The 25,577-nt window shown below is 64.9% G+C and carries 42 protein-coding genes; 8 read left to right on the top strand and 34 right to left on the bottom strand.

The window, feature by feature from the left end; genetic code table 11:
* Nucleotides 1-363 precede the first annotated feature (363 nt).
* The 5 genes from V5E28_RS39460 to V5E28_RS39440 form a co-directional block, all read right to left on the bottom strand.
* Nucleotides 364-1,650, bottom strand: coding sequence for a PBSX family phage terminase large subunit (locus tag V5E28_RS39460; RefSeq protein WP_336214806.1), 1,287 nt, complete (start codon nt 1,648-1,650; stop codon nt 364-366).
* A complete protein-coding gene (locus tag V5E28_RS39455) occupies nt 1,647-2,144 on the bottom strand; it encodes a hypothetical protein (RefSeq protein WP_336214805.1) in 498 nt (165 codons plus the stop codon). The genes V5E28_RS39460 and V5E28_RS39455 overlap by 4 nt, the downstream gene beginning before the upstream one ends.
* Nucleotides 2,145-2,170: 26 nt before the next feature.
* The gene (locus tag V5E28_RS39450; protein WP_336214804.1) at nt 2,171-2,884 is read right to left on the bottom strand and encodes a ParB/RepB/Spo0J family partition protein; all 714 of its coding nucleotides are present in this window, start codon (nt 2,882-2,884) and stop codon (nt 2,171-2,173) included.
* A gap of 76 nt (nt 2,885-2,960) precedes the next feature.
* Nucleotides 2,961-3,203: a hypothetical protein gene (locus V5E28_RS39445; RefSeq protein WP_336214803.1), complete on the bottom strand. Its 243-nt coding sequence runs from the start codon at nt 3,201-3,203 to the stop codon at nt 2,961-2,963.
* Nucleotides 3,203-3,499, bottom strand: coding sequence for a hypothetical protein (locus V5E28_RS39440; RefSeq protein WP_336214801.1), 297 nt, complete (start codon nt 3,497-3,499; stop codon nt 3,203-3,205). Before V5E28_RS39440 ends, V5E28_RS39445 begins: the two co-directional genes overlap by 1 nt.
* 54 nt (nt 3,500-3,553) lie before the next feature.
* Between V5E28_RS39440 and V5E28_RS39435 the strand changes: the two genes are divergently transcribed.
* Both V5E28_RS39435 and V5E28_RS39430 read left to right on the top strand, forming a co-directional pair.
* The gene (locus tag V5E28_RS39435) at nt 3,554-3,919 is read left to right on the top strand and encodes a PadR family transcriptional regulator (RefSeq protein WP_336214799.1); all 366 of its coding nucleotides are present in this window, start codon (nt 3,554-3,556) and stop codon (nt 3,917-3,919) included.
* A complete protein-coding gene (locus tag V5E28_RS39430; protein WP_336214797.1) occupies nt 3,916-4,389 on the top strand; it encodes a hypothetical protein in 474 nt (157 codons plus the stop codon). The genes V5E28_RS39435 and V5E28_RS39430 overlap by 4 nt, the downstream gene beginning before the upstream one ends.
* Here the strand turns inward: V5E28_RS39430 and V5E28_RS39425 are convergent.
* Nucleotides 4,369-5,154, bottom strand: coding sequence for a DNA adenine methylase (locus tag V5E28_RS39425; RefSeq protein WP_336214795.1), 786 nt, complete (start codon nt 5,152-5,154; stop codon nt 4,369-4,371). The genes V5E28_RS39430 and V5E28_RS39425 overlap by 21 nt on opposite strands.
* Before the next feature lie 155 nt (nt 5,155-5,309).
* Between V5E28_RS39425 and V5E28_RS39420 the strand changes: the two genes are divergently transcribed.
* The gene (locus V5E28_RS39420; RefSeq protein ID WP_336214793.1) at nt 5,310-5,561 is read left to right on the top strand and encodes a hypothetical protein; all 252 of its coding nucleotides are present in this window, start codon (nt 5,310-5,312) and stop codon (nt 5,559-5,561) included.
* 377 nt (nt 5,562-5,938) lie between these two features.
* A complete protein-coding gene (locus V5E28_RS39415) occupies nt 5,939-6,595 on the top strand; it encodes a hypothetical protein (RefSeq protein ID WP_336214791.1) in 657 nt (218 codons plus the stop codon).
* A 75-nt stretch (nt 6,596-6,670) separates the two neighbouring features.
* On the opposite strand, the gene V5E28_RS39410 is transcribed toward V5E28_RS39415, so the two are convergent.
* Together V5E28_RS39410 and V5E28_RS39405 are read right to left on the bottom strand one after the other, a co-directional pair.
* The gene (locus V5E28_RS39410; RefSeq protein WP_336214789.1) at nt 6,671-7,645 is read right to left on the bottom strand and encodes a tyrosine-type recombinase/integrase; all 975 of its coding nucleotides are present in this window, start codon (nt 7,643-7,645) and stop codon (nt 6,671-6,673) included.
* Nucleotides 7,642-7,866: a hypothetical protein gene (locus V5E28_RS39405; protein ID WP_336214787.1), complete on the bottom strand. Its 225-nt coding sequence runs from the start codon at nt 7,864-7,866 to the stop codon at nt 7,642-7,644. The genes V5E28_RS39410 and V5E28_RS39405 overlap by 4 nt, the downstream gene beginning before the upstream one ends.
* A gap of 353 nt (nt 7,867-8,219) precedes the next feature.
* Here V5E28_RS39405 and V5E28_RS39400 point away from each other — a divergent pair, with 353 nt between their 5' ends.
* Both V5E28_RS39400 and V5E28_RS39395 read left to right on the top strand, forming a co-directional pair.
* On the top strand, nt 8,220-8,624 hold the full coding sequence (locus V5E28_RS39400) for a hypothetical protein (protein ID WP_336214785.1): 405 nt from the start codon (nt 8,220-8,222) through the stop codon (nt 8,622-8,624).
* Nucleotides 8,625-8,948: 324 nt separating this feature from the next.
* Entirely contained in the window at nt 8,949-9,092 is a 144-nt protein-coding gene (locus V5E28_RS39395; RefSeq protein ID WP_336214783.1) for a hypothetical protein, read from the top strand.
* Nucleotides 9,093-9,097: 5 nt separating this feature from the next.
* On the opposite strand, the gene V5E28_RS39390 is transcribed toward V5E28_RS39395, so the two are convergent.
* Genes V5E28_RS39390 through V5E28_RS39380 form a run of 3 tightly spaced genes read right to left on the bottom strand, consistent with a single transcriptional unit; the run spans nt 9,098 to nt 9,759 of the window.
* Entirely contained in the window at nt 9,098-9,283 is a 186-nt protein-coding gene (locus V5E28_RS39390; RefSeq protein WP_336214782.1) for a hypothetical protein, read from the bottom strand.
* The gene (locus V5E28_RS39385) at nt 9,280-9,510 is read right to left on the bottom strand and encodes a helix-turn-helix domain-containing protein (RefSeq protein WP_336214780.1); all 231 of its coding nucleotides are present in this window, start codon (nt 9,508-9,510) and stop codon (nt 9,280-9,282) included. The genes V5E28_RS39390 and V5E28_RS39385 overlap by 4 nt, the downstream gene beginning before the upstream one ends.
* 15 nt (nt 9,511-9,525) lie before the next feature.
* Nucleotides 9,526-9,759 (bottom strand): hypothetical protein, encoded by a 234-nt coding sequence (locus tag V5E28_RS39380; protein ID WP_336214778.1) that lies wholly within the window; start codon nt 9,757-9,759, stop codon nt 9,526-9,528.
* A gap of 441 nt (nt 9,760-10,200) precedes the next feature.
* Here V5E28_RS39380 and V5E28_RS39375 point away from each other — a divergent pair, with 441 nt between their 5' ends.
* Nucleotides 10,201-10,644: a hypothetical protein gene (locus V5E28_RS39375; RefSeq protein WP_336214777.1), complete on the top strand. Its 444-nt coding sequence runs from the start codon at nt 10,201-10,203 to the stop codon at nt 10,642-10,644.
* 84 nt (nt 10,645-10,728) lie between these two features.
* Entirely contained in the window at nt 10,729-11,307 is a 579-nt protein-coding gene (locus V5E28_RS39370) for a hypothetical protein (RefSeq protein ID WP_336214775.1), read from the top strand.
* 1,020 nt (nt 11,308-12,327) lie between these two features.
* Here the strand turns inward: V5E28_RS39370 and V5E28_RS39365 are convergent.
* The 23 genes from V5E28_RS39365 to V5E28_RS39255 all read right to left on the bottom strand — a co-directional run bounded on the left by V5E28_RS39365 (nt 12,328) and on the right by V5E28_RS39255 (nt 25,482).
* Nucleotides 12,328-13,050, bottom strand: coding sequence for a hypothetical protein (locus V5E28_RS39365; protein WP_336214774.1), 723 nt, complete (start codon nt 13,048-13,050; stop codon nt 12,328-12,330).
* 73 nt (nt 13,051-13,123) lie between these two features.
* Nucleotides 13,124-13,825, bottom strand: coding sequence for a hypothetical protein (locus V5E28_RS39360; protein WP_336214773.1), 702 nt, complete (start codon nt 13,823-13,825; stop codon nt 13,124-13,126).
* Between the two features lie 1,306 nt (nt 13,826-15,131).
* Nucleotides 15,132-15,689, bottom strand: a complete 558-nt coding sequence (locus V5E28_RS39355; RefSeq protein WP_336214771.1) for a hypothetical protein — start codon at nt 15,687-15,689, stop codon at nt 15,132-15,134.
* Nucleotides 15,690-15,733: 44 nt separating this feature from the next.
* Entirely contained in the window at nt 15,734-16,507 is a 774-nt protein-coding gene (locus V5E28_RS39350; protein ID WP_336214770.1) for a hypothetical protein, read from the bottom strand.
* A 231-nt stretch (nt 16,508-16,738) separates the two neighbouring features.
* On the bottom strand, nt 16,739-17,260 hold the full coding sequence (locus V5E28_RS39345) for a DnaJ domain-containing protein (protein WP_336214768.1): 522 nt from the start codon (nt 17,258-17,260) through the stop codon (nt 16,739-16,741).
* 261 nt (nt 17,261-17,521) lie between these two features.
* Nucleotides 17,522-17,761 (bottom strand): hypothetical protein, encoded by a 240-nt coding sequence (locus V5E28_RS39340; protein ID WP_336214766.1) that lies wholly within the window; start codon nt 17,759-17,761, stop codon nt 17,522-17,524.
* Between the two features lie 199 nt (nt 17,762-17,960).
* A complete protein-coding gene (locus tag V5E28_RS39335; RefSeq protein WP_336214765.1) occupies nt 17,961-18,293 on the bottom strand; it encodes a hypothetical protein in 333 nt (110 codons plus the stop codon).
* A 3-nt stretch (nt 18,294-18,296) separates the two neighbouring features.
* The gene (locus tag V5E28_RS39330; protein WP_336214763.1) at nt 18,297-18,683 is read right to left on the bottom strand and encodes a hypothetical protein; all 387 of its coding nucleotides are present in this window, start codon (nt 18,681-18,683) and stop codon (nt 18,297-18,299) included.
* A complete protein-coding gene (locus V5E28_RS39325; RefSeq protein WP_336214761.1) occupies nt 18,667-18,987 on the bottom strand; it encodes a hypothetical protein in 321 nt (106 codons plus the stop codon). The genes V5E28_RS39330 and V5E28_RS39325 overlap by 17 nt, the downstream gene beginning before the upstream one ends.
* On the bottom strand, nt 18,984-19,319 hold the full coding sequence (locus V5E28_RS39320) for a hypothetical protein (RefSeq protein ID WP_336214759.1): 336 nt from the start codon (nt 19,317-19,319) through the stop codon (nt 18,984-18,986). Before V5E28_RS39320 ends, V5E28_RS39325 begins: the two co-directional genes overlap by 4 nt.
* Before the next feature lie 7 nt (nt 19,320-19,326).
* Nucleotides 19,327-19,527 (bottom strand): hypothetical protein, encoded by a 201-nt coding sequence (locus V5E28_RS39315; RefSeq protein WP_336214757.1) that lies wholly within the window; start codon nt 19,525-19,527, stop codon nt 19,327-19,329.
* A 103-nt stretch (nt 19,528-19,630) separates the two neighbouring features.
* The gene (locus V5E28_RS39310) at nt 19,631-19,819 is read right to left on the bottom strand and encodes a hypothetical protein (RefSeq protein ID WP_336214755.1); all 189 of its coding nucleotides are present in this window, start codon (nt 19,817-19,819) and stop codon (nt 19,631-19,633) included.
* Nucleotides 19,816-20,367: a hypothetical protein gene (locus tag V5E28_RS39305; RefSeq protein ID WP_336214753.1), complete on the bottom strand. Its 552-nt coding sequence runs from the start codon at nt 20,365-20,367 to the stop codon at nt 19,816-19,818. The genes V5E28_RS39310 and V5E28_RS39305 overlap by 4 nt, the downstream gene beginning before the upstream one ends.
* Nucleotides 20,364-20,612, bottom strand: a complete 249-nt coding sequence (locus tag V5E28_RS39300) for a hypothetical protein (RefSeq protein WP_336214752.1) — start codon at nt 20,610-20,612, stop codon at nt 20,364-20,366. The genes V5E28_RS39305 and V5E28_RS39300 overlap by 4 nt, the downstream gene beginning before the upstream one ends.
* Complete coding sequence (locus V5E28_RS39295) at nt 20,609-21,031, bottom strand: hypothetical protein (RefSeq protein ID WP_336214750.1); 423 nt, start codon at nt 21,029-21,031, stop codon at nt 20,609-20,611. The genes V5E28_RS39300 and V5E28_RS39295 overlap by 4 nt, the downstream gene beginning before the upstream one ends.
* Nucleotides 21,031-21,405, bottom strand: coding sequence for a DUF6197 family protein (locus tag V5E28_RS39290; RefSeq protein WP_336214748.1), 375 nt, complete (start codon nt 21,403-21,405; stop codon nt 21,031-21,033). The genes V5E28_RS39295 and V5E28_RS39290 overlap by 1 nt, the downstream gene beginning before the upstream one ends.
* On the bottom strand, nt 21,402-21,530 hold the full coding sequence (locus V5E28_RS39285; RefSeq protein WP_336214747.1) for a hypothetical protein: 129 nt from the start codon (nt 21,528-21,530) through the stop codon (nt 21,402-21,404). The genes V5E28_RS39290 and V5E28_RS39285 overlap by 4 nt, the downstream gene beginning before the upstream one ends.
* Nucleotides 21,527-21,784 (bottom strand): hypothetical protein, encoded by a 258-nt coding sequence (locus V5E28_RS39280; RefSeq protein WP_336214746.1) that lies wholly within the window; start codon nt 21,782-21,784, stop codon nt 21,527-21,529. The genes V5E28_RS39285 and V5E28_RS39280 overlap by 4 nt, the downstream gene beginning before the upstream one ends.
* Nucleotides 21,781-22,203, bottom strand: coding sequence for a hypothetical protein (locus V5E28_RS39275; protein WP_336214745.1), 423 nt, complete (start codon nt 22,201-22,203; stop codon nt 21,781-21,783). The genes V5E28_RS39280 and V5E28_RS39275 overlap by 4 nt, the downstream gene beginning before the upstream one ends.
* Before the next feature lie 78 nt (nt 22,204-22,281).
* Complete coding sequence (locus V5E28_RS39270; RefSeq protein WP_336214743.1) at nt 22,282-22,677, bottom strand: hypothetical protein; 396 nt, start codon at nt 22,675-22,677, stop codon at nt 22,282-22,284.
* Complete coding sequence (locus tag V5E28_RS39265; RefSeq protein ID WP_336214742.1) at nt 22,677-24,146, bottom strand: hypothetical protein; 1,470 nt, start codon at nt 24,144-24,146, stop codon at nt 22,677-22,679. Before V5E28_RS39265 ends, V5E28_RS39270 begins: the two co-directional genes overlap by 1 nt.
* Nucleotides 24,143-25,096 carry a lambda-exonuclease family protein gene (locus V5E28_RS39260; protein WP_336214741.1) on the bottom strand — a complete coding sequence of 318 codons (954 nt, stop codon included), beginning with the start codon at nt 25,094-25,096 and terminating at the stop codon, nt 24,143-24,145. The genes V5E28_RS39265 and V5E28_RS39260 overlap by 4 nt, the downstream gene beginning before the upstream one ends.
* Nucleotides 25,096-25,482, bottom strand: coding sequence for a hypothetical protein (locus tag V5E28_RS39255; protein WP_336214739.1), 387 nt, complete (start codon nt 25,480-25,482; stop codon nt 25,096-25,098). The genes V5E28_RS39260 and V5E28_RS39255 overlap by 1 nt, the downstream gene beginning before the upstream one ends.
* Between the last annotated feature and the right edge of the window lie 95 nt (nt 25,483-25,577).

The following is a 25,577-nucleotide window of genomic DNA, read 5'->3' as shown; positions in this document are numbered from 1 at the left end:
ACGCCGCAGCACGAGGACGGATCCAATGGCTCCTCAGTCGGGCAAGATGGACTGGAAACCCTGGAACGATGCTCTTTCCTCGCTCCACACGAGCGTTCACCAGGAGATTGTGGACGCCGCTCACAACATGGATGCCGAGATCTGGCGTACTCATCGTCGGATCGTGGCCGGAACAGTCTCCCTAGACGACTGGTTCACGCTACGTGACCGGATTGACGTTCAGCGGCTGAGCTTCGTAAACGCCGTCCGACATCACATAACGGGACTAGAGCCGTTACATCGCCTTGGCGGACGACCCGCTCCATACGATCCGATATGGCACATCGGCGGGACGAGCGGCGAGATGGAGAGATCAGCAGAAGCCTAGAAGACAGCAACCGGTTCGAGGAGCCGAAGCCAGGCCGCTTGTGTGGTGTGCAGGGCGTACCGCAAGGCGTCCACGCTGTGGTCGTCCACCTTGACCGGCACGTCATCGCCGCGCTCGGCCTTGCGCTCGTCCCACGCGTAGCCGGCCATCTCGTCGAGCAGGCCGCGGCAGCTCGCGTGCACGCGCAGGTAGTCAGCTGAGATGAGGTTCGACACGGTCCGGATTCCGTCCAAGACCGCGTTGTCGGCCTGCATGGGCCGGTAGTGGTCCCGGTAAAGCTGCTGGATGAACGAGGCCGCCGAGGGGTCCACCACGAGCCACTCAGGCCTGACGCCGCGCGTGCCGGGCCCGTAGGTGTCCGGGATGCGGTCCAGCCAGTCGGTCAGCCGCGTGCTGTACTCCGAGTCCGTCAACTGCCGCCGCTCGGCACGGGAGTCGTAGCGCATCTCCGATGCGACGTAGACGCGGCGCTGCCCCTCGCGATCAGGCACGCTGACACCCAGCAGCACCGCGGCGAACGGGTTCGTTGTGCCATAGTCCACGCCGACCGACAGCCACTTCTCCATCAGCGGCAGCGAGGTCACGACATGCTTGTCCTCGTCGAACATGTCGTAGATCGCGCCCTCAGCCATGACCCACAGGCCCTGTATGAAGCGCTTGAACCAGAGCCCGGAGTACTCGCTCTTGAGGGCCTTGACGTAGGCCGGGTCAAGGCTGTGATTGTCGTCCAGATTGAAGTGCCACGACCTCAGATCGAGCTCGTGGGCCCGGTCGAGGAAGTCCTTCTTCAGCCAGTGCGACGGCGCGTCCGGGTTCGTGCTCCCGAACAACTTGGCGCCCGTTACCGACAGGCGGCTGAGCAGCATGTCCCAGAACGCCCGGTCGATAAGCGTGATCTCGTCCACGTACGCGCCAACCGCCGTCATGCCACGCAGGCGGTTCTCTGCTCGGGCGTCGTTGGAGGTGACGATCTCGACGGTGCGGCCGAGGATTTTCGCGGTAGGCGCACCTCTGGTGTAGGTGATCCTTTTGGCGATCGGGCCGGTGATCGCGGGGTCCATGAGCGGCTCGAAGACGTTTCTGCCGACGGTGTCGCTCGTCTTGCCGACGACTACCAGGCTCCCGCCGCGCGGCGCATTCGCCACGAAGATCACCCAGCGGATCAGGGACGCGATGGTCTTTCCGCTTCGGATCGCGCCCTGCCAGATGTTCAGACGCGCCGTTGACTCAGCGATGCTCTTCTCTTGCTTCGGCGACAGCTTGACCGCCAGACGCAGGCTCACGCTTCGCCCCCGGCCTCGTCGTACTCGATCGCGCCCTGGATGACCTCGGCTTCGAGGATCACGTCGGTGTCCGGGTCCGGCACGTTGTGACGCTGCTGGAGCTGGAGCAGCATGTTGCCGAGCAGGCTGGCCATATCGTTGTCGGCCGCACCGTTCCTGTTGATGAGGTCCAGGCCCAAGAGACTGGCTCGCTTGTTCACGATCTTCAGGGCGGCCTCAACGGCATTGACCTCGCCCTTGAGCACTCGCGGCCAGACGGACGCCATCATGCGGTCCAGCCGGTTGATCTCCAGGTTCAGCAGTTCCTCGGCCGCCATCGCCTCCTGCTTGGCCGCCCTCTTCAGCGCAGTGGTGACGTCCTTGGAGACGAGCTGCGGCGAGGAGTAGCCGAGCCGCTGCGCGATCACAGCATTGCTGACCCCAGCGATACGCATCTGCAACGCCTGGTAGCGCCGCTCGTGCCGCGCAAGCTTGACCTGAGCGTCTTCGGCCATGAGGGGTCAGCCTCCTTTCGCAAGCGCTACCGCTGGCGAACTGCATGAGTTCGAAGGGCCGCCATCACCACATCCGCGAGCGGCGCATCACCGTCTCGGCTACGGATGTCCGCGATCAGGCCGGTCACCTCGTCGTGCTGAGCGGCGGTCAGCGGCACGATCAGCTCGACCATCGCGCCCGCCTTCGGGCGCGGAGGCGGCGCCGCTGAGCTGGCCGGCCCGTCGTGCGCGTCTCGGTCGTGCTCGTCGTCGGGGTCGTCTCCGAGATCCTCGGGTGCGGCAGGCGCCGGTGTCGGCGCTGGCCTGCTGGTGGCGAGTTCGTCGTGCACGATCTCGATGTCGCCGAGGTCGTCGAGCAGGTCGGAGAGGTCTTCGCCCCGCCAACCGGTGCCGTCCAGGTCCGGAAGCGACTGCAGCAGCTCGGCGAGCTTGGCGTCGTCGTACTGGCCGTACTCGGCGAGCCGGTTGTCCGCGAGCATAATCCGCTGGGCGGTCTCGTCGTCCACGTCGATGATGACCGTGGGCACATGCTTGAGCCCGGCTTTGGCCGCTCCGCGCCAGCGGTGCTCACCTGCGACGATCCGCATCCGGGACTTCTGCGCGACGACGGACCCGTAGAAGCCGTGCTTCTTGATCGACGCAACGATCACGTCCACGTCGCCGTGGTGTGGGTTGTCTGGGTGCGGCTCCAGGTCGCTGACCGCGACCATCCGGTACTCCTGCGGCGCGATCTTCGCCATCAGCCCTCCCCTGACGCCCCTCGGGAGGGCCAAGTGGTCGACTATCCTGACCTGCGGCTTTGCGCGTTTCCGCAGGTCAAATTTCGAAGTGGTCGTCATCAGCCGCCAGCGTCTCCAACACGGCCGGTACGGGCGTCTCGACGATCTCGACGGTCTCCTCGGTCATCCACAGCGCGCGGGCGCCCGCCTGCTCGGCGAACTCCATGAGCGTCTGCTGGGACTCCGGCGCGCCGTCGAACTGGTCAGCGATCAGCGCGAACGGCTCCTCATGGATGCCGCCCAGGTCGACCAGGGGAAGCCGCAGGACCTGGATACGCACTACTCACCCGCCGAGACGAGCGGTGCGTACCTGCGCGCGAAGATCGACTTCGGGACGGGCCAGAACTCGCCCGCCCCGTCGTGCAGGACGTAGTCGCCGAGGCCGGCGCGCTGCATGCCCTCGGGCGTCTGGATGTCCACGTACTCACCGGCGCGGCCACGGATCGCAGTCTGCCCGACGATGCCCCGCAGGTTCGAGTACTTGTTGATCCACCTCACGACGTCCTCGACCTGGCCGCCGACGACCTCCATGGCCTCGACCAACTCGGGCGCGTGCTGGTACTCCTTGATGTCCATGATCAGCTTCCCTTTCGACACGCACGGCTTATTTTGAGTAGGTAAGATAAGGGCATGGCAGGTCTACAACGCATCACCCAGCCAACCTTGGACGTGCTGGAAGTGCTGCTCAGCGCCCATCAGGAGGACGAGAAGGTCCACGGCTGGGCGATCATGAAGCGGACCAAACGCTCGGGTCCAACTGTCTACAACGTCCTCGACCGGCTCGAAGATGCTGGCATGATCGATGGCAAGTGGGAGGAGATCGAACCCGACGCCAACCGGCCGCGCCGCCGCTTCTACACCTTGACCGGTGCCGCCGTCCCCGTGGCCCGCGCGCTGCTCGCGGAGCGGCGTCCCACAGCCTTGAAGCCCAAGCCTGCGCTTGGCTTTCTTCGCCTTGACTGGATGCGCGAGCTGCTCGCCGGGGGTTCCCGATGAGCACGTTTGAGATCATCGTCGGCATCGGCGGCGGCCTACTCGTCAACGAATTCTGTGACATCTCCCCATGGGTAGCCAGAAAAACTGTGGTCTGGTCTGTACGCCTGAAGTATGGAAGATCGGCACGGGCAGAGATTCGCGCAGAGGAGCAGGCTGCCGTGATCGATAGTCGTCCTGGAAAGCTCTTCAAGCTAGTCACAGCACTGATATTCGCCGCAGGAGCGACCGGCTCGTACGTCCGCCGTGAGGCTCTGCTACTTCAACTGCTGTTCACTTCAATCAAGATCGTCGCGCGCGTTTCTGGTCCCCACACCGCTACGCAGGCAAGAAGGATTGTCGAGAGAAGCGACCTACTGATCGGTGAATTCCACGTTGTGAAGGGTTACAACATCCAGGATGAACCTAGCCACCTCAGGAAGTCGCAGATGCACAACATCGGGTCCGAGCCTTCATCGGTTGATCCAGACTGATTCGACGGCGTGCCGTCGCTCATCCGAGCTGGAAGCACGCACGCGGTAATCGATTCGCCGCCAGTCGGAGAGCAGCTCGTCGTACAGCTCCGACCGGTAGCCGGACAACACGATCGCGGACTTGCAGGCGGCGAGCACCTCCAGGAGGCGGCGGTGCTCGGGCTCGCGGTCCATCTCCTTGACGTAGTGGCCGCTGCCGAACACGTTCCTCGTGCTGCGTAGGTACGGCGGGTCCACGTACATGGCGGTCTGCGGCGAATCCATGCGCTCGATCAGCTCGAACGCGTCCACCTGCTCGATGAACGCCTCACGCAGCCGGACCGCGTGCCAGCGCAGCGCCGCGGCGGCCCGCTTGGAGCCGGCCGGGTTGTTGACCCTCGTTCTCGAGGTCGGTCGCCGCCAGGAGGCGCCGGCCTCGCCGCTGCGGGACTGGGTGCATTGAATCCACCAGCGGCGGGCCCGTTCGAGGTCGGGCTCCGCGGTGTCGCCCAGCTTGGCGGCCTGGTGCTCCGCGCGGGCGTACGGCGTGAGCTCGATCGCTCTGATCAGGGTGCGAGGCCGGTCGCGTAGCGTCTTCATGAAGCACACGAGGTCGCCGTTGATGTCGTTGATCGTCTCGATAGGGACGGGGTCCTTGGCGAAGAAGACGGCGGCCGAGCCCGCGAAGGGTTCGACGTACACCGCGTGCTTGGGTAGCAGGCTGGCGAGGAAGGGGCCGAGTCGGCCCTTGGCGCCGTAGTACTGGAACGGGGGCCGCAGCGCCACGCCATCCCCCTTATCTCCTGTTGTGTCGTTGTCGCATTAGGTGCAGTTACTTGTTCAGTACGTCGCGCGGCTCCGAGCGCTGTACGCCGCAGCCGCGCTCGGCCTGCCCACCCTCGCCGACAGTGGTTACTACAGTCTGGAATCAGCATTCATACATGAAGCGCATTGTCGCTGTAGCCGCCCTGGCTATCGCCGCTCCACTGGCTGCCGCCCTCCTGGCAGCGGTCAACAACGGCCTTATGGAGATCGATCACGAATGGGGCAGCCCTGACGGCTGTGCTCCGATTGCGTTCTGCGAATCGCATGGCGGTGCCGTCGTTCCGCGGATCAACGAGAAGGGCGCGATGTGCATCGGCGGGCGCGCCGATGACTGGATGACGGTCCTGCCTAATGGCACTGCCGGTTAGTTAACTCTTGAGAATGAGACGTTAAGGCCGATGAAAGCGGGAAGAAAACGGAGATCTAGAACAAGCGATCTTTCACAGTCATCCGCAATGGACTGGATCTCCGTCAAGCCGACACTGCTATGGAACCAGGATGCGGGACGGCTGGGCGACCATGACGAATTGGTCAATACGTGATGAATCTCCCATGTAGTGATGATGCCGACTTAATATGCTAAAGCGCAACAGCTGGCCGATGTGTGCGACTTCTTGGAGATTGCCGGGTGTAAATCTCCGTCGCCTGTACGATCCAAGACATGCTTCCCGAACCATCTCAGTCTACGTCTCAGGAGCCATCGAGAGACGCAACGTCGCGTTCGCCACGGCGCAGGCCAGAGGGGGTGACAGTTGCCGTGATCGGCTTAGTGGGAACATTAGTGACAGGAATCGCTGGCGTCATGACTGCCTTCGTGACGGGCTTCTTCCAGATCGCCGATCCGAAGGAGGCGGCACAGGCGTCGCCGCCTTCGACCATCACCCAGTCCGTCACGGTGACTACGACGGCGGCCTCGGGTTCGACACATTTATCTACCTCTTCCCCGGGCGAAGACCCTGACCCCAGGACATCAATGCAAGTCTCTGGTGGAGAAGAGTCCCTTCTTCACAAGCAACCAAAGGGAGGCAGGGATTACGAGATTGGTTCCACTAAAATCAATGGCGAGCGTTATCCGAAGAGCATGAGCCAGGTGCATACCTGTCTTAGTAGTTCTTACTATCAAAATGTCTATGAAATAGATAAAAAGTATACTAAATTTAGAGCTCAAGTCGCCTTGGGGGGAGAGAGCGAACACGATGCGGCTGGGGAGTTCGCAGTTAGCTTCGGTGACGGAGAGGCAAAAGTTGTGTTTGTAGATTACGGCAATGATCCAACATATTTGGAGCTTGATCTCGCCAGAGAGCCTGGCGAACCATCAATCCTGCGCATCTCGGCCCGATGCAAGGAGGGGACGTATAGCGACGCCCAATTGGTCTGGGCCAATCCCATAATTGCGCCTTAGGGACCGGATAACGGCAGTTGCATCCTCAGTTACAGCGGCTTCGATTTGCCCGTGCCACCATAATGTAGCGCTTACCTATTCGAGCGCCGACGCCACCAACTGGGAAGGATCTCTTTCCAGTTGCCGTCCCGAGTGCACATAACCCATGGTGGTGTCCATCGATTCGTGATCAAGTGCTTCCTTGATCTCGAAGGGGTCCGCGCCCAGCTCGGCAGCTAGCGACGCCCACGTGTGCCGCAGCACGTGGGCAGTGACCTTTGCGAGGATTCCAGCCTGGCGGCCGATGCGCGTCACCAGAGCTGACGCCGACGATCGGTAGAAGCGGCCTCCCATGTCGGTCACGAAGATCCGCCCGGTGAGCTGCGACACCTCGACGCCGGCGCGGCGCGCCCGCTCTTCCAGATACCGGTCGAGCGCGTACCCGGTCTCCACCGGCAGACGGCGCTTCTTCGGCTTGGTGCCCTTACCCACGATCTTCAGTGTCCGCAGGCCCCGTTCATGCCCGAGCGCACTCAGGTCAGCGGAGATCGCTTCTTCAATCCGGATACCGGTGTGCAGCAGAACGCGAATGAACGCCGAGGTGCGCAGCCGAGCCGGCCCGTGGTCAGCGTCGGCCGCGACCACCAGGGCGCGGGCATCGTCCCGCGTGAGCGCGGTCGTCTCGGAGTGCCCGCGCGACACTTTCGGCCTGCGAGTCCGCTTGAACCGGTTGGCTTCGATGATCTCCTCGTCCGCGAGGTACTCGTACCAGGACGACACGGCCGAGATACGGCGCTGCATGGTCTTCGGGGGGACCGGCTTCCCGGCTTGGAGTTCGAGCCACCGCTTGTAGACGTCCCCGTGGGACTTGCGCGCCTGGAGCGGGTCAAGGCCGGCCTCACCGCAGAAAGCGAACCACCGCTCGATCTCCAGCCGGTAGGCGTCGCGCGTGTTCTTCGAGTCGAACGACAGCAGCCACGCCACTGTCGCGTTCTGCGCGAAGCCCAGCAGAGTCGGAGGGAAGGCGATCCTCCCGGCTCCGCTCGGCTCGCGAATCAACTCAGCAGTCATGAGCTGACGGTGGGGTCGGTGAGAGTCAGCTCCAACTTCGCCCCATAGGGCGCCTGCAGCTGATAGCGAACCTCGCCGCGGTGCACCAGTTGCGCCAGCACGATGTGGAAGTCAGCCTCGGGGCCGGTGAACAGATCGGCCAGCTTGGCGGCTAGGGCTGCGAGATCAGGCGGAGGCGTTGAGGCGGGGTGACTGTCACCGAGAGGGATGCGGTCGCTCATGGCCGTCCGTTTCGGGAGGGGAGGTGCTCTCGACCCTACCGGAAACGATCTATGGACATAACTACGATTATGACCACGTTTTTATGATCATGAAATGATGCGGATCAGGACACTGACTGGCGTTGCTTTCTGCACATGCGGCCTCTGTCGCCGCAGACGTCAAGGGACAATGAGCCATGGCGAAGGATCGTGCTCGTCCATCAAGGCGCATTCCGCTGTGGGGGTGGCTAGTCTTATGGACCTTCATCGCAGCCTCAGCGGTCGTTATCGGGCTCCTCATACATGCGTTGATCACCACGGCAGCCCCAAACAACCTGTCCTCTAGGGCAGGGGTGGTCGGGGGGTATGCAGCCATGCTCTTCGTACTCGTCTTTGCGACTGTGACCATCTTCGTTCGGGCGGCGGAACAGCGAACCTCTGCCCGGATAGCACGTGCGAAGGCTGACCCCCAGATGCTCCTGCGCGAGCGGGTACATGAAGTCATAACAGCTTTTGCCGCAGCCACCACGCTGATGGATGATCTACGTCGCGATCTCGAAGCGCAGCAAGCAGCTCGCGAGGCGCTTATCACTCAAGCCGAAGAGCAGCAGCGACTACTAGAGGTGAACCAGGAGCAGGCCGAGAAGATTCGGCAGATCCTCGTCGGTGAGACCAAGGCATCCATCCGTGAGGAGCGACGTCAGCAGTGGATGTTCTTCGGTCTTGGTGCGCTCGTGTCGATCCCCATCGGAGTCATGATCAACATTTTCGTGCCCTGATCATGAGACCGTATGGGGTAAGCCGTCCTTCCGGATTTGGGGGTGTACCCCCTCGGCGCGTTCGCGCGATGCGGCGGGTGTCCTCCTGGTGACATGTCCGTCGATAACGAGGGGCCGTTCGTGGCCGTCGTGCAGACTGGGGAGTGAGGTAGTGGCGGCGTAGGCTCCGGCCCTCCCTCATTCAGGAGTTCCAGATATCCGAACACGGCGCAACCGGATCGACCCGACGAGTCTCGTCCGCCAGGACAGAGCGACCCGCAATACGGAGCCAGGACATGCGGGACTCAGGGTGGAGTCCGGTCTGGACTCGCCATGTTGGAGCTCTTGAAGCGGCTGGTGGCCGCGCTTGAAGCGCTGAAGGACCTCGTTGAAGCCGCGAGCACCTTTGTCGACTCCCTGTTCCTGTTCCTTCTGAAGGTTGCAGGTGTGGTTGGCATCGTGCTCTACGTCTGGACCCGCATCCAATGAAAGGTCTAGCCCCGCTGCTCGGGGAACGCTTCGTCCCAGTTCACGGCCGCGCCGGTCGCGAGGGTCAGGTGCAGCCGCATGTATGCGTCGGCGACGGTGCCGCACGACTGGACGTACGCGTTGTCGAGGAGGTTCTTGGAGGCGTCGTCGAGGAGGTCGGCCGCCATGGCCGCGGCCTGGTCGGGAGTCACGCGTCCGCTCCGACCGTCTCGGTCGCCTGCGGAGCGCGGGTGTCGCCGCCACGGTGGCGCAGCTCCGTACCGACCTCTTCGAGGAGGCGGTGCACGAACCCATAGCTACGGCCGATGTTGAGCGCGATGAGGCGGATCGACTCGCCGCCGGCGTACTGCTTGGCGAGCGCGTCGGCGAGTTGGGCGCGCTCGGCGCCGACGATGCGCTTGTTCTTCGAGAGTTTCACGAGGGGCCTTCCTGTTCAGGCAGCGCGGGCGAGCTGGGCGCGGAGCTCGTCACGGCCTCCGGGGGTCAGGGGGACGGGGTCGCCACGCCAGATGCAGCCCTCGATCGTGGCGATGTCGTCGTAGTCGTAGACGACCTCGCGGCCAGCCCTGCCGAGGACGCGAGCCTTATAGCGGCGGGCCCACTGACGGATCGTGATCGGGGAGCGGTCGAGCCGGTCGGCGGCCTGGCGGGCGGTCGCTGGGTGCACGTCTCACCTCCGCAAGGGGCGTATTCGTGGACGTACAGGGCGATTCCGGACATGCGTTCACGCGAGATAGGCGCGTTGTAGTCAACGCTGAGAGATGATCTCGCGCGTCCAACAGGTAAGGGATGGGCGGAAAGATGATCTTGTCAGAGTCGCGCTCAGCGCCTCACTAGAGTTTCCGCAGGTCACGACCCCCAGGCCGTGCGCTAGGCATAGATCACCTGTCGACACGAAGTGTTACACAGCCCGCCGACTCGGCGCAACGCACACGAGGGGCCACATGCGCGGAACCGGCTCTGGCTAAATATGGCGAAACTATAACTAATCGGACTAACCCGTTTATTACCAAATCGGCCTTGTCGTCTTAACGTCGCGGATCTTAGTCTCAAAAAGGACGCTGCGAGCAATTCGTATAGCGCGGTATGTGGAGATCGGATCACTCACATGAGCGACATCTTGTTGAACGATGGCCGAGAAGAGGACTGGGTCACTGTTGAGGGCCGCGTCCTGCGAGCCAAGACATCCGATTTCATGCTGGACTCGGCTGCACGGCGGACTAGCGATGGAGGATCTCGGAGGGCGCTGGTGCACGACTCCAGCGATGGACTAACCGTCAATTTCAATGGAGATTACCCGGGCGGTGTCACGATAAATGAGGCACGCCTCAATCTTCGCGTGAGTGAGCATGACGCGCTACCCAAAAACGGCAAAATAGGGGATCTGGTCCTAACTCATAGACTTATCAAGATGGATGGAATTCCAATCGGAGAAGAAACTGCGCTATGGCTTTGCGTAGGAGTAATCAGCACTATCTCGAATCTCGGCAAGCAAAGCGTTGCTTCGTGGCGGCCAGTCTCGCTGGGGGAGCCGATACAAGGAACCGCATGAAGACCTTCCGGCGCTGTTCTGTGGCATGCGTATCGAGACTTCGATAGATCGAAAGCAGAGGAAGTAGTGACTGCGATATCCGTCATGAACCCCCCCAACAGGAAGTTCAAGGGCGCTCCTTTCAGCTTGGAGGCTGTGGGAAGGATGGAAGGCAGGGCGTCACCGATAAGCGTTCTGGATCTCATCTCTATTCAGAGGAGGGATGTGATCGACAATCTCACATCGGGTGACGTGTCTGCCAGGGTCGCGATCACCTTTGCCAGTAATGGACAGTGGGCTTTCTCGGCGCGACTCGGCACTGAAGCCAGCGTTCTTGGCGACGAGTACGTTCTGATGTTTTGGATCGAGACGCCTGAAGTATTTCATCGCGGCGGCCGACTCATAAGTGGAGAGCTCGACGTCGGGGATTCCGTAGATAAAATGGAAAGCGGTATCGATCCTTGGGTTAGAGATAATTGGGATCTGGTCAGAGATGCACCAATAAAGATGCGACTCGTAACCTGGTGGGACGTAGATATCTTCGAGCTGCTTCCAGAACTTTTTACCGCGATGGTACTTGGCCTCGGCATAATCAACACTGCTGGCGGTGGAAAGCTAAGGCCATGTGAGAATAATCCTCACATGAGTCCGCACGATCTCTGCGTAGAGGTGCGGAGCCCTTGAAGTATCAACCACCGAGCCCATTATGCCCGCGCCCATATCGTGCGCTGAGCCTGGCAGCCAACGAAACTCAACACGAACACATTCCAGCAACCCGGTGCTCCCAGCCCGCATACACCACCCACAGGAACCACCCTCTAGCCAACTTCCTCGGCGATTAGGCCCCGCTCTTCGACCTCGCTCACATGGTTCCCACACGCACCGCACACGAAGTACCCCACTCGCGCGTCCCAGCGGAGATTCCGGTCACCGCACGAGCACCGCGCCGGCGTCCAGCTCGGCGGCTCATCCTCCACTGCCCTACGCAGGCGCCGCTCCCACCCGAGCGAGCCCTTCACCAACTCCGCCGGCCCAGTCGCCGCCGACGCCAGCACCGCGTCCAGATGATCCACCAACCAGGCCGCCGCCCGCGACCTCGCCACTGCACCCCGAGCAGTCGACGGCCGCGGCGGAAACCCCAGCACCGCCCGCGCCTGATCCTCGAACCACAGCAGCTCACCCACCAACTCATCCAGCAGCTCGGCGTCCGGCGACATCGCAGGCTTCGGCCGCGACCCCGACACGCGCGACCAACGCGACGCCGGACGAAGACCATCCCCCCGCGCGGACACCACCGACGCCAGCGAATCCACCTCCAACAGCGCCCGCCGACACGTCGCCCGACACCGACCGCACACCAGCGGCTCACCCGGCCGCCACGACACCACAGGCTGAACCGGCTCCGGCGGCAGCTCACCCACCGCACCATCCGCCACCCACCGATCAACCGCATCCGCATGCGCATCACGCACCCGCAAGAACGCCACCCACGCCTCACGCGACCCCTCATTGCAAGGCCCCACACACGCCTGACCAGCCACCACGCACCACCCCTCGGAGACGACCCACAACAGTACAAGATCAACTCCTTTCCCCAACAACCAAGCCAAATAGGGACGCCGTGGGCCTCCCGGAGGGGGTCCGAGACGCGCGGAAACCCCGCGCGGCTGGATGCCGCGCGGGGCTCGCTGGTGGCGCTGCGCGCTACGCGCTCGGTCGGCGCGTGGGGCGCTTTTCGACGCGTTCGCGCGCCAGTTCGGCGCTGCGCGCGTGGCTGCTGATCTCGCGTAGCGCTCCGGTCCGGGCGAACTGGCTCATCATGCGGAGCGATATGAGCGCTTCGACCACGTAGGAGGCTTCCTCCTGAGCCCTGCCGGTCGCGTGCTGGCGCGCGTATCGGGCCTCATGGTCGTACCGGCCGAACATGGGCGCGTCGTACTCGATACGCACCTTGCCCTCGTCTGCGGTCACGCGGACGTGCAGGAGGTAGCCACACGCGGCCAGTAGGCGCGTGATCTCGGCCGCCGCACGCTGGACGGCTGCCAGGACGCCGGTCGGTTCCGGCTCGATCGGCTGCCTGATCTGGTCCAACGGCACGTCATCGATGATCGCGCCGCTCCTAAGCGCGTGCAGGAGATACGACGTGTGCAGGGACGTGCGGCACGTGTCCGTGATGTACCACACGCCGTGCAGGTGGACGGCGGGCCCGTGGTACTCCACGCTGCTGCCCTGCGGCGCGTACGTGAGCAGGGCCGTGCGGCTGGTCTGGCTGGACATGTAGACCTCGCTCTGAAGCTTCGCGAGCGTGTCACATGGGTTGCGCTTGATACAGGCGGCGCACTCGGCTCGGTGGTCGGCAAGCTCCTGCCGTGCGGTCTGGACGGCTAGTACGGCGACGTAAGCCGCTCCGCGCTTGATCGGGTTCACGCTGGTCTCTCCCTGTGGTGGTTGGGGATGTGGTGGGGTGCCCCCGCCCCATGCCGGGGCGGGGGCGGTGGGGCTACTTCTTGGGGGCCGCCTTGGCGGGCTTGTCGCTGGTCTGCGCCTTCTGGGCGTCGCCCTGGTCCTTGGCTGCCTTGCGGCGCGCGTCCTTCTCGGCCTTGGCCTTGGCGCGGCGCTCGACTTCCGCGCGTCCCTCGTCGGTGAGTGCCGTCATGAGGGCGGCGCGGGCGGGGTTGGTCTCCGAAAGATTCATGATCGCGTTGACCAACTCGCGCTGCTGCTCAGGCAGCTTGCTGCCCTTCTCCGACTCGGGGGCGGGGGCGAGAACCGCCGCGATCACGTCCCACGGGGCGGACACGTCGGGCTGCGTGGCGCGATACAGCGCGGTGATCACCGCGCCGTCTGCCTGCTCCCGGACCGCGTCCCAGTCAGCGGCCACGTGCTCGGAGTCCAGACCGTAGAGCGCGCAACCCTCTTCCACGAGCGTGGCGGGGGCCACGTCGGCGAGCATCGGCCACGACTTCGGCGCGGCGTCCCAATCGCGCTTGAGGGCCGCGAGCATGGCCACGACGGGCAGACGCGTACCGGGGCAACGCCACCCGAGACGGGTCGGGCTGTTCTTGCTGTCGTCGTGGTTGACGCGCTTGGTTGCCTCCATGATCACGACGGGCCGGTACTGACCATCGGCCATGGTGCAGAACCAGGCCAGAAGAGTGGAGAGTGCCGCCTTGACGGCGTCGGTACTGGGCTTGGTTGCCACTTTGGATCTTGCCTTTCGTTGTGGTGGGTGCCCCCGCTCGCGCGGGCGGGGGCGGGGGCGGGGGTTTGCTACAGCCCGACAGATTCGCCAGTGGTACCGCTGTCGCTTTCGGATTTGCGATTACGGCGCTTGAGCCACAGCAGGCAGGCGGCGGCTAGAAGCGCCACTAAGACGAACACGGCCGGTGCCTGCCACGTCTCCAGCCACGGGGTTTCCGTGGACACGGGCTTAGGTGTCGGGGTCGCCTTGGGGGTCGCGCGGTGCGTGCTGGACGCGCGGGGCGTGGTCGTGGCGGTGGCAGTAGGTCCGGGCGTTCCGTTCCTGCCGTCACGTCCGGGCGTGCCGGGGTTGCCCTGCTCGCCCGTGGGGCCGACCGTTCCGGGCGTGCCTGCGGGACCGGTCGGACCGGGCTCACCCTGGCTACCCTTCGGACCCTGCGGACCCGCCGGACCTTGGTCACCCTTCGGACCCTGCGGACCTGCGGGACCTTCCGGACCCTGGGCACCGGTCGGACCGGTGACGCCCTGCGGACCGGGGGAACCTTGCGAGCCCTGCGGACCGGTGGCACCCTGCGGACCGGGCGAACCAGTGGGGCCGGTGAGGGTGACCACGTCCATGCACAGGGGGAACGGCATGACGGTCTTGATCACCTGGGGAGGTTCACCGGGAACGGTGATCTCCGCCGTAGGCGTCACGGTGACGCACGTTGGTACTGCGACGTGCGCCGTTGTGGTCGCGCTGGTGGGCGCGGCCTGTGCGGCGATGGCCAGGGCGGCGGCGATGGTCGCAACGCTGAGAAGCGCTGCGCTCGCTGCCGTGGCCGTTGATGTGTTTCTCACGGTGATCACTCTTGTTTTCCGGATAACGGGAGATCAAGAGCTGTCAAGGTTCCATTATCAATACGTTGTAGTGCGGGAGCTCCAGCTATACCCCCACTCCCTATCCGACCAGGGCAAGGGCTTTAGTTTAGAGCCCATACTAAATTCTGGGCCTGCCCGAACCGTGATCCGCTGCCACGCGCCAAGCCGTCGGCATAGTCAGCTTTCGGCGCGTGTTGGCTGTAGGTCTCTGGTGGTTGTTTGTGTGCTGTTGTCTCTTGTGAGCTGCTCTGGTGGTGTTGTTGTCTCCTTGTACCGGTCCGCACGTGTCCGCGCGTCTGTGTGGACGCTGTCAGGTCTTTTGACGGTGTGCTGCCTGTGTTTGTGGTTGTGGTCTGCGTGATGTCGCTGTTCATGCGAAAACCCGTCATCGACGACCAGGGCTTGCTGGGCCTGGTGGGTCGGTGACGGGTTTCGGGTGGCGCGGGTTACAGCTGATCGGCTCGGATTGTGCCGCCTGCGGCGTGATCTCGGAGCATCCGCTCGATTCGTTGGGCGCACCTGATGTGCCCGGCTAGCAGGTTCGCTTCGTGAAGCAGGTGTTTCGGAACGAAGGGCTCGGTGCCTTCGTGGAAGTTGGGGATCTTTCCGATGGGGTATTCCTCCCGACTGCTGATCCGCATCAGGTCGTAGCGCAGGGCATCTCGCTCGTAGCCGAGCACGAGGGTGCGCCAAGCGTCGCGGATGGTGACTGCCATCTCGTATGCGGCGAAGTGCTGGGACCATCTGGCGACGTAGGACCACTCCCAGTCGAAGCGTTCTCGGGCTGGGGCGGAGAGCGCTTCTCGTAGAGGTTGGAACTGCGGTACGTCGGCGGCATCGGTCGGCCAACCGTCGTGGTCGACGAAGCCGTCCCCTCGGCAGGCTGCGTACACCGGGTACTTCTCGTCAAGCCAGACTTCGTACTTGTCGCTCTCGTGCTTGCGGCACGGCCCACCGTGCACCTTGTCGGGGGCATGGCATTCACAGGCGCTCTCACTGGTCATCGGCTCATCGTTTCGACAGGTGCCGGGGGACGGCATGGATTTGATCAGGGCTTGGCGATGCGGTCTGCGGCACAGGACCGGCAGGGTTCAGCCATGTAGGGGTGGGTGGGGCACATGCGGCCGGCGCCGCGGTGTTCGCGGGGTGGTTGGGGCAGGTACTGGCTGGGGTCGGCGCGGAGTGCTCGGAGTACGTACCGGTAGGGGTTTTTCACGGTGCTGCGGGCGCGGCCGAGGATGTCGTGCCGGATCTGCGCGGCTTGCTGGTCCGTGATGGGTTGCGCGGCGAGCGGAGCGAGTTCGCGCTTGACCATCTCGTCTACCTGCGAAAAGTCCTGTCCGTCTGTCTGGTTGTCGTCGTGGTCGCGCGCGGGGTACGGCGGGATAGATGACTGACTAGAGAAGTTGTGTTGGGAGTGGGATTGGGATGGGATTGGGGGGCCGTCTTCAGCCACGTCGTCGGACACGTCTTGAGACGTGTCTCCCTGTGATCTTGACTGGTCGCGTTTCCGTCCTAGCCACCGCTCCTGACGTGCACGTTTGTCGTCTCGCTGCTTCCTGATCTGGTCAGCGGAAGGCTGATATTCGAGGTAATCGTGCACACACCAACCTGAGTCCGTTCTCTCCCACAATCCGACCGAAACCAGCTCACTTGCGTACCGTTTCGGAGCGCGAATGTCGCTCACGAACCTCAGGTCGCGCTCCGGGATCACCCCGTCGGTCAGGTTGTCGTTGCACCAGCACAAACCACTCACGAACAGGCGGAACGCCTGGTCAGACAGGTGCCGTACCTTCCGATGCGTCGGGAACTGATCATCCACACGAACCCACGGCATGCTGCGCGCCGCCTTCCCTTCCATGAACGTGAAGCGGGGACCCGCCCACCGAGGGAAGTGGTCGAGCCCCCACCATATGCGTCGATATGTGATCTACGCCCTGGCCAAAGTTCGCGTGGTTCGAGCATGCCGAGCGCTACCGCTGGCTGTCATTGACAGTTTGCTGTTCGATGGCGACCAAAGTAGTAACGGTTGTTAGGGCACCCATAGCTGTGGTCATTTCGGCCGTGGTCGCAGCCCGGTCAAGTCGTACGTCTGGCGCCGGCGCGGGTCGGACAGCACGTCGTACGCCTCCGCCACCTTCTTGAAGCGTTCCGCCGCGCGCGGGTCGGGGTTGAGATCCGGGTGGAGCTCGCGCGCCAAGCGCCGATACGCCCTCCTGAGGTCCTGCGCGGTGGCGGTGCGTTCGATGCCGAGCCGGGCATACAGCTCGCCCGCAGCCGGAGTCGGCCTGGGCGGTGGCCGCCGAGGTGGCGGGTCATCGGTCGTGATTCCTGGTCGGCTCACGCACGCTGCGGCGTGCGGCCGCATCAGCTTCTCAAGTCCGGCGAGTGGTCGGGCCTTGGTCACCCTGCGGGAGCGCAGGACACCGAACGCGTCCTTCCAGACCGCGGTGTTGCCGTCCGGGACCGGGTCCGCGTCGACGGCGAGCATCTTGCCCCGCTCGGTGGTCGTCCACCGGATTGGGGCGCCGCATCCGCGTTTCCGGCACCTGGCCAGGTCAGTTCGTGAGAACACGCACCACCTCGCCCGAGGGTGCCATATGCGCTAGCGGTACCGCTGGCGTAGTGAGCCCGATCTTGAGGCATGGGCCGCACCACCACGGGTCGTTTCGGAGGATGCTGGCCGCGTGCGGGCCGCACAGGCGCACGTCCTCCTGGTGCTCGTGAACGCACCCGACGATAAGGCGCGTCACGGTCGGGGCAGCACCGCACAGCGACGACGCGCCAGGATTCTCTGCTTCGCACGTGCCGCCTGGCCATGCGGCCTCCGAGGTTGTCATCCGCCGCCACCGCCGTTCCTGCTGCTGCCGAAGCCACCGCGTGAGATGACTCGGCCGGTTCGGGTAGAGATCTGCGCGTCCGCCGGCTTGGCCGTGGTGCCGCCGCGCACGTACCCGGTCCGGTTGGTGGTCGAGGAGCCGTACAGCCAGTGGTAGTAGGTGGCGTGGGAGCCGCCGTCGCAGTACCGATCGTCCACCACCTGGTAGGTGCCGTCCGCCTGCTGCGTGGCGATCACACAGTCGGCGACGACCTTCCTCGACGTCGTCCTCCGTGCAGCTGCCGACAAGGCCGACCACGCCCAGCACCAGAACGCCGAGGCCGCCGATTGTTTTGGCGAACAGTGCAGCGTCGCTACTGCTGCGGCGAACGTACTGGCTAGGAGGCATCGGTGGCCACCTCGTGATCAAACCAGTTCACGCTGAACGTGCCGTCGCTCATCGAACCGCCTCGTCGACGACGACCAGGGTGGCCCGCACGCCCTTGATAGGGCTGTGCTTGGTGCGGCGTTCATCGGCCTTGGCCAGGTAGTCGCGGCCGGCGTCTGTCAGCTGCACCCGCCAGACGCCGAGTCGGGGGTGTGCAACGGTGATGAGCTGGAGTTGGGCGGGCACGCGGAACGTCTCATCCCGCGTGGAGAAGGCGGTGCCGTCCAGGTGACGGCAGCCTCGAGGTGCGGGTTGGAACAGCACGCCGTCGCCGTTGTCGTGGTCGGCGATCTGCCTCAGGAGCGCGATCGAGGCGCGCTTGAGCGGCTGGGGGGAGGTCATGGGTTACTCCTCGTTATCTTCTGGGCCGGGGTCGTTGCCTTCTTGGTCGAGGAACCGCTTGCGGACGGGCTTGATCCCGTACGCATCGCCGCCGCGGGCGTGCGCCTTGGTGAACGTCCACGTGGGGTCGGTGTCCGCGATGATGGCGCCGTGGTCCATCAGGGCGTTCTTGACGACGGCGAAGGCGTGCTCGGTGTCCATCGGGAAGCGGCGGATGCCGTGCGCCTCTGTCCAGATGACGTACTTGCCGTAGCCCTGGGCGTTCCGGACGTCGGTGAGGATGAGGCGAGCCTGGAAGGGCGTCGCGTCCTGCCAGTCGATCTCTTCCGGGTTCAGATATCGGTGTGGGTGGCGGATCAGGCTGCCGCTTGGCTCAAACGGGACCTGCATCGTGATAACCCTCCTTATCGGTGTCGGTGTCGGTGTCGGCGTCGCGGTTGAGCAGACGGCGCGCCAGTGCAGCGCCGCGGTTGTAGGTCTCGCTGTGGTCGCGCAGTGGCGCGGACGTCCACGCGTTCTTCTGCGCGTTCGTCGGCCGCCAGCCGTGGCCGACCTGCGCGTTGAGAAAATCGAGCGCGAACGCGTACGGGTCAGGCCGTTCGTCTTCCGGGAGTTGGTCACGCTCGTACACGCGGTGCGATAAGGCCCGTGCGGCCTCACTGATGGCGCGGCGCAGCGCCTCGGCCGCAGTCACAACGGCCCCTTCCGTGCGGATGGCTTGCGCTGCGGTCGGCGGCGCACCCACCCGAGGTGGATGGCGGCGGAGACGTAGCGGTCGACCATCCGCTTCGACTTGCCGGTCTCGGCGACGATCTCCTCGACGGTCTTGCCTTCACGTACGAGGTCGGCGACTTGCTGCACGTTGGCCCGGCTGATGTTGTCCTTGGGCAGCCAGACGGGCGGCTCGACTCGTTCCGGGTCAGTGATCGTGCAGCCCGCCCGGGCGAGTTCGTCCAGGATGGCCTCGGCGGTGGGCGTCTTCCTCCGGAGGACTCGGGCGATGGTCTTCTCGGCTGTGCTGGGCATGGTTCTCCTACTGCGGTGGTGCTGGAGTCGCGCGGAGAGCGAGCTGCCGCGCGGCTGCGATGTCGTCCGGGGTGACGTGGCCCTCGACGACGGCGAGCAAGGTCATGCCGTCGTGGGACCAGATCGCCGTGCGGTTAAGGAGAAGCTTCTTTCGGCTTCGGTTCCGCTGTCGCTTGGTGTCGAGTGACACGCCTTCGGTGGTTGGCACGCTTGGTCTCCTTGTCTGTGGCGGGAAGAGGAAGTTGGAAGCCGACGACCTGGCCGTCCACGATGACGGGGCTCGCCGGTCTCCTCGCGCTTGCGTCGGGGCATCAGGTTCTCGGCTCTGTGTCGTCGCGCTTGGGGCTGATGCCCATCAGCCGGAAGTACGTGGGCGCGACGAAGACGACCATGCAGGTGAGAAACAGGAGGATCCCGCTCGGTTTGCTGTCCTGGTAGATGACCCATGAGGCGCCCGAGGTGGCGACAAGCACAGCGAGGAACGCGATCAGGCGAGTCATGCGGCCACCGCCGCCGGCCACGTCACGCTGTCGAGTGCCCGGCGGTGCGTCTTCGGCATGGTCGCGAGGGGATGGCCGAGGTGGTCGGAGCCCATCGCGGCGAGCACGGCGGCGTCGCACATGTCGTCATTGCCCTTGGTCACAAACAGGGGCAGACGGCGGGCAATCGCGTCCTTGACCTCGTCCTTCTTCACGTTGCCACTGCCGGTCGCGTAGATCTTGAGCGTGGCCTGGGGGACCTCGACGAGCGGGACACCGATCTGGTGGATCAACGCATCGACGACGAGGTAGTACAGGTAGGCCCGCTCTCCGGCGCCGCCCGAGCCGGCCTTGCCCCGGGCGAGCACGAACTTCTCGATGAGCACGAGGTCGGCAGTCTGCAGGTGGAGCAGGATGGTGTCGGCCTGCTCGCGAATCGTCATGGTCCGAACGTCGATCGGGAGCGAGGTGATGCCGTCGCGGCCGGCAGTGCCGCACCAGCCAGTGTTGAAAGCCAGGCCGGTGCTGGTCAGCGATATGTCACAGCCCGCCACGCGGGGAATCGTCATTTCCACTCCTTCGGGATATCGATCTTGTGTAGGTCGTGATCGACTATGTAGGTCAGCCATGCGGCCAGGCCCTTTTGGCCGTTCACGTGCTCTGGTTCCAGGGCGCGGGCCCGTTCGTCGCGCCGGGCGAGGGAGGTCCGCTGATGTCTCCGGTGTAACCGCCAGCCGTACAGCAGCAGTGCAGCCGCGGCCGACACAGTGATCGTGCCGACCGCGGCCAGGAGATGGAGCAGGAGGTCTCTCACGGGTGAAGCTGGGCCTCCGTGACGAGGCGGCTTTCCTCGGTGTCGTCGATAGGCGGAGCGATCCCGGCCTCGTTGAGGCGGGCGCGGAGCGTGGCCTGGCGTAGATGTGCAGCGGCCAGGTCCTTCCGCGTCGCGATCAGTTCGCCGGTGAGCTGCGCGTTATCCTGTACGGCCCTCATCGCCGTACTGACGGCGTTCTCGTACTGGTTATCCGTCAGTTCCAGGCGACGGTTGAGGTAGCGCCGCGCCGCCTCCTGGCCGAAGGCGTAGCTCAGGGGGCAGCAGACAGCGAGCACAAGAATGACGGTGACGAACGCCCAGATACCCGAGTTCACGAAGCTGAGGGTGAAGTACGCGGCCACGGCTGCGACGACAAGCCAGCGCTGACGGCGGGTGAGCCGGTACCACCACTCTTCCATCAGGCGGCCTCGCCTTCGAGCGCGCCGAGCACGTCGGCCAGGGTGGTGTGCGGCTTGTCGTTCCAGTACGACAGCCACCGCGTCGGCGCCATCTCGTGGTCGGGCCGGCCGAGCGCTGTGGCGATCTCGGAGCACAGGTTCTGCGCAACCTCCCAGCGGGCGAGGTAGTCCGCGTCCTTGGAGTGCGGCTTGAGGCTGGCCAGCGCGACGGCGGGCAGGCCCGCAGCGAGGCTGATCGCCGCTACGAGACATACGCCGGTCCTCTTCGCGTCGGTCCGGCAGTACTTGCCCTTGATCCAGCCAGCGGACTTGAGCAGGTCGGCAGCACCCGTGCGGAGGTCGGACTTGCTGGGAACGGTGGTGAGGGTGGTCATTGGATGATCTCGCTTCCCAGGAGGGAGGGGGATGTGGTGAGGATGGCGATGGCGACCGTGACGGCCAGTACCAGCAGCGCCACGAGAGCCCATAGGTCGGGGCGGTCGCCGCGGCGGCGGTTCACTGGGCACCACTGACGGGTGCCCAGTCGAGTTCTTCGGGCGTGCACTGCACGAGCTCGACGCGGTCTTGACCGCCGTTCTCGACCGTCTGCGCGGCGATCCGCTGCCACTCGTGCGCGGCGTACGCGTAGGGGAGTGGCCAGTCGGGCTTGACCGCCGCGTTGTTCACGAAGACGACCCAGTACGGGCCAGTCTCCTGCTGGTAGTCGATTCCGGACGGGTCGATCGACCCGTCCGGGAGCAGCTTGATCGTCACGCGCGGCTGGCCTCGGGAAGTCGGGCCGGCTCGGCGGGGACGGGGAGGGGCTCACTTTTGCAGTGCTCGCCGGCAGGTACCGATTGGCCGTTGACCTGGTGGTACCAACCGAAGCCGGGAACCCAGTGGGCGGTCCGGCCGCAGCCTGCACACTCGCTAGTCTCCGGGGGCTGCCCACCGCTGTTGGGGTCGCGGTTCTGGTCGGCGTACCGGATCAGGGCCTCGATCTGGCGTGCCTGCCGCTTCAGGGCTCCGGTCTCGTGGTCGGCGCGCTGCTTGATCTGCTCGGCCTGCCCAAGGAGGCTGTTGCGCTGGCCGACGAGCATCTGAATGGTGTCGGCAGTGAAGTACTGCCCGAGGGGGTCGCTCGCATTGATGCCGAGAGGGTTGCTGTCGTTCGCGGTGTTGTCGCTGGTCATGCCAACGTCCTTCCAGATGAGGGGTGGGGTTGGTGCCGTCCGGGCGTCCTGGCCTGTGCGCGGACGCCCGGACGGGGCTTATCGAGTGGGGCCGGGCTCGCTGCACCGGGTGAAGGCCGATCCGCCGATGGAGTAGAGCTCCAGGCGGCGGGCGATCATGCATCCGGTGCACTTGCACTCGGCGATCTGGTCGCGCTCGTTGTCGTCGCGGTAGGCCCAGGTCGCGTGTCCGGTCAGCTCCTCGCGGAGCACACGGAGCATGTGATCCCGTTCCCACCGGAGTTCGGCCAGGTCCTCAGCCAGCTCGGCCTCGCGGCAGTCGCATGCGGTGTGGTGGTTCGCGCATGCCAGCCAGCGAGGGTCCATCGTGTTCTTCGGCAACGGCTGGAGAAGCGGAGCCTCGATGCGGGGAGCGCGAAAGTGTGGGCGTTTGAAGGTCACGACGTGCCGGACGGCGACCTCCGTGGACGCCATCAGAAGTCTCCGCCCGGCTGCTCAGCCTCTGCAGCCTTGGCTTCGGCCACCTGCCTGGCGGCGTTGGCCATCGCCTCCCAGGTAGCGCGAGGCTGCTCGGTGTCGAGAGCCTGTTCTAGCAGTTCGGCGACCGCTTCCACTTGCTCGAACGTCAGGTTGTCGGCGTTCATGACGGGCCGCTCCAGGATGATGGACAGGTCCTGGAAACGGTCCTCGCTGCTGGTGATGCCGAGCCGGTTGAACGACTCGTTGATCTGCTTGTAGAGGCTGGCGCGCCGCTTGGCGCGCTCGACCTGGAGCCGCTTCAGCTCGGTCACGGCACGCTGCGCCTGGTCGTAGGTGAGGTTCTTCGTGGAGCCCTCGACCTTGACCTTCAGGAAGCCCGACAACCAGGTGAATCGAGCCTCGTCGTTCAGCTTCTTGGAACCTGTGCCGCTGTGCGGGGTGATGCCCAGCTCCGTCATGAGAATGCCGAGCGTGCGAAGGTCCGCAGGATCGGCGGGCCCGTCCTCGACAACGTCCCCCTCCACCGGCTCCTCCTCGGAGGCCGCAGCCTCCTGCTCACCAGCAGCGGGCTTCTCTTCGTCCGGCACCGGGCCGACCGATTCGTTGGCGGGCGCGGTGCTCGCCTGCGCCTCCTCCGAGCCCTGCGGGGCGGACGGCAGATGCTCGCCCCGGCCCAGCGCGTTCTCCACTGCCGCGGCCTGGGCCGACGTCAGGTCGGCGGCCGACCGGAAGGTGTAGTCCGGGTGGATGAGGTGCAGGTAGCCGAGCTTGTCGGTCACGCCCTTGGCGTCCATCAGCTTGGCCAGGCGGAGGAGCTGGTCCTTGGTGGCCATGACCTTGCCGTCTACCTCCTGGGCAGCCGCCGCAGCCTGGCGAATCGACGAGCCTGCCTCCACCGTGGCTTCGGTGATGACGATTGAGCCGTCATCGTTGACCTGGGCGCCGAGCTCCTCGGGCGTGTAGCCCAGCCCGCAAAGGGCTTCCTTGCAGGCATCGCGCGCCACTTCAGTCTGGGAGCGGGCCTTGAGCATCGCTTCGGGGTACTTGCCGTAGTTTTCATTCTGCTTGAGCAGCCCTGCTGTCTGAGCCCTGGCGATGGTCCATTCGGACTTGAACTCGAAGTCGGGGTCATCGCTGCGGACGATGGTTGAGACGGCTTTGAGTAGGCGGCCGTTCTCGTCACGCTCCACCCAGGTGCGCATCCGGTGCCCAGCCTTACGGACGAGAGCCGAGACCAAGCCCGCCGACGACGACGGCTTGCCCTTGATGACGTGAACCTCGGTGATCGCGGTGATCGCATCCACGCCGATGGACTCGCCGAACTCGATGGCCCACAGCACATTCGCGGGCTGCTTGAAGTACTGGGGAGGCAGCAGGTTCGCGAAGGCGAGCTGCTGGGAGTACTCGATCCGGTCAGCCAGCGAGGCGTTGCGGATGGCGGGCAGGTTTTCGGAAGCGGTCATGCTGCTGCGACTCCTTGCAGATCAGGGGTGGGAAGGTCGGACTCGACGACCAGATAGGGGATGCCGCCGCTCTTGGCTTGGCGGCGGGCGACGTTGTCGTGGCCGTACCGGGCGCGGCCGGCCAGGCCCATCGCGTCGAGCAGCTCAGCGCGGACCCGCTCCGCGCGGGCCTTAGCCGCCTTAGCGTCGGCGAGGGCCGTCTTCTCCTCCGACAGGGCGGGAAGCCAACGATCGGCCAACTCGGGCGAGATGTCGTAGACGAGGTTGGGATCGATGGCCGGATGCCGCTTGCGGACGGTGCGGACGGTGGCCTTATGGCCGTCGACCGGGGGCATCTCGTCCCAGGCGATGCTCACCAGGAACTTCTCGGCCTGCTCGCGCATCCACTCGGAGTCGTCTGGGTTGTAGTCGATGTGGTACTCACGGAACTGGAAGCCGCGGCCGACGAGGACGGCGACCTTCCACCAGTCCAGGCCCAGCGTGTCCATGTACCACTGGACCTGGGCGGCGTAGTGGACGGGGATCTCGTTGGTGCCCGGCATTCCCCACTCTCGGCCGCTCTCGTCGGTCTTGATCTCAAGTCCGCCGACCACGCGACCGTGCTGCAGGAGCAGCCGGTCGGGGTTGGCGAGCTGCCAGTCCCGTTCGGGGTCGGCGTGGATCCACGTCCCGGCCTCGACGAGCTTGAACTCTGGATGCTCGGCGGCGAACCAGTCCGCGACCCCGCCTTCGAGGAAGTGGCCGCGGGCTTGGTCCTCGTTCTGCGGGTCGGGCTTGACGAGGCCCGCCATCTCGCACCAGGTGCTGTAGCGGGACGCGTACTTGGACAGGCCGACCACTCCCGCGATGCGGGAGCCAGTCATGCGGTGCTCCCGCGCCTGGTGCCACTCGGGGCTTCCGGAGGCCCACCGGCCGAGGAACCGGCCGGTGGGCGTGGTGAGCGTTGTCATCAGAACGGCGGCTCATCGTCGTTGCGGTAGACAAGCCGCCACGGACCGTTCGTCAGGAGCAGTTCGTCGAGCCCGTCCGCGGGATAGCTCCCTCTGGCGCTGAACAAGGTCACCTTGTCCTCGCCCATCGGGCAGACGCCGAACCACTTCAGGCCGCTGCCGTCCTCCCACACGTCGTCCTTTCGAGGCGGCCAGTTGTACGGGGTGAGCGCCTCGACCTTGAGGAGTTCGGCCGTCACGGGGAGCGGGCCCACGTTCAGGGCGCTGCCGTGGTCTCGGAACATGACGTGCAGGAAGCGCCCACGCTGCGTGGTGGAGACCGACTCGACGTAGCAGTCGAGGAGCGTGACCCGGAGCCGGTCACCCTTCTTGATCTGTCCCAGCATCAGTTCTGGTCCTCCTGCTCGCGGCGATAGACCCACTCGTCGTAGGTGGTCATGGCCTGTTCGGCGGGGTTGGTGGGGTCGCGCCATAGGGGCGG

It is taken from the genome of Nonomuraea sp. LPB2021202275-12-8, assembly GCF_037044575.1.
Classification (GTDB): domain Bacteria; phylum Actinomycetota; class Actinomycetes; order Streptosporangiales; family Streptosporangiaceae; genus Nonomuraea.
Note: the sequence above shows the minus strand (reverse complement) of the source record. Positions and strands in the feature narration are given on the sequence as shown.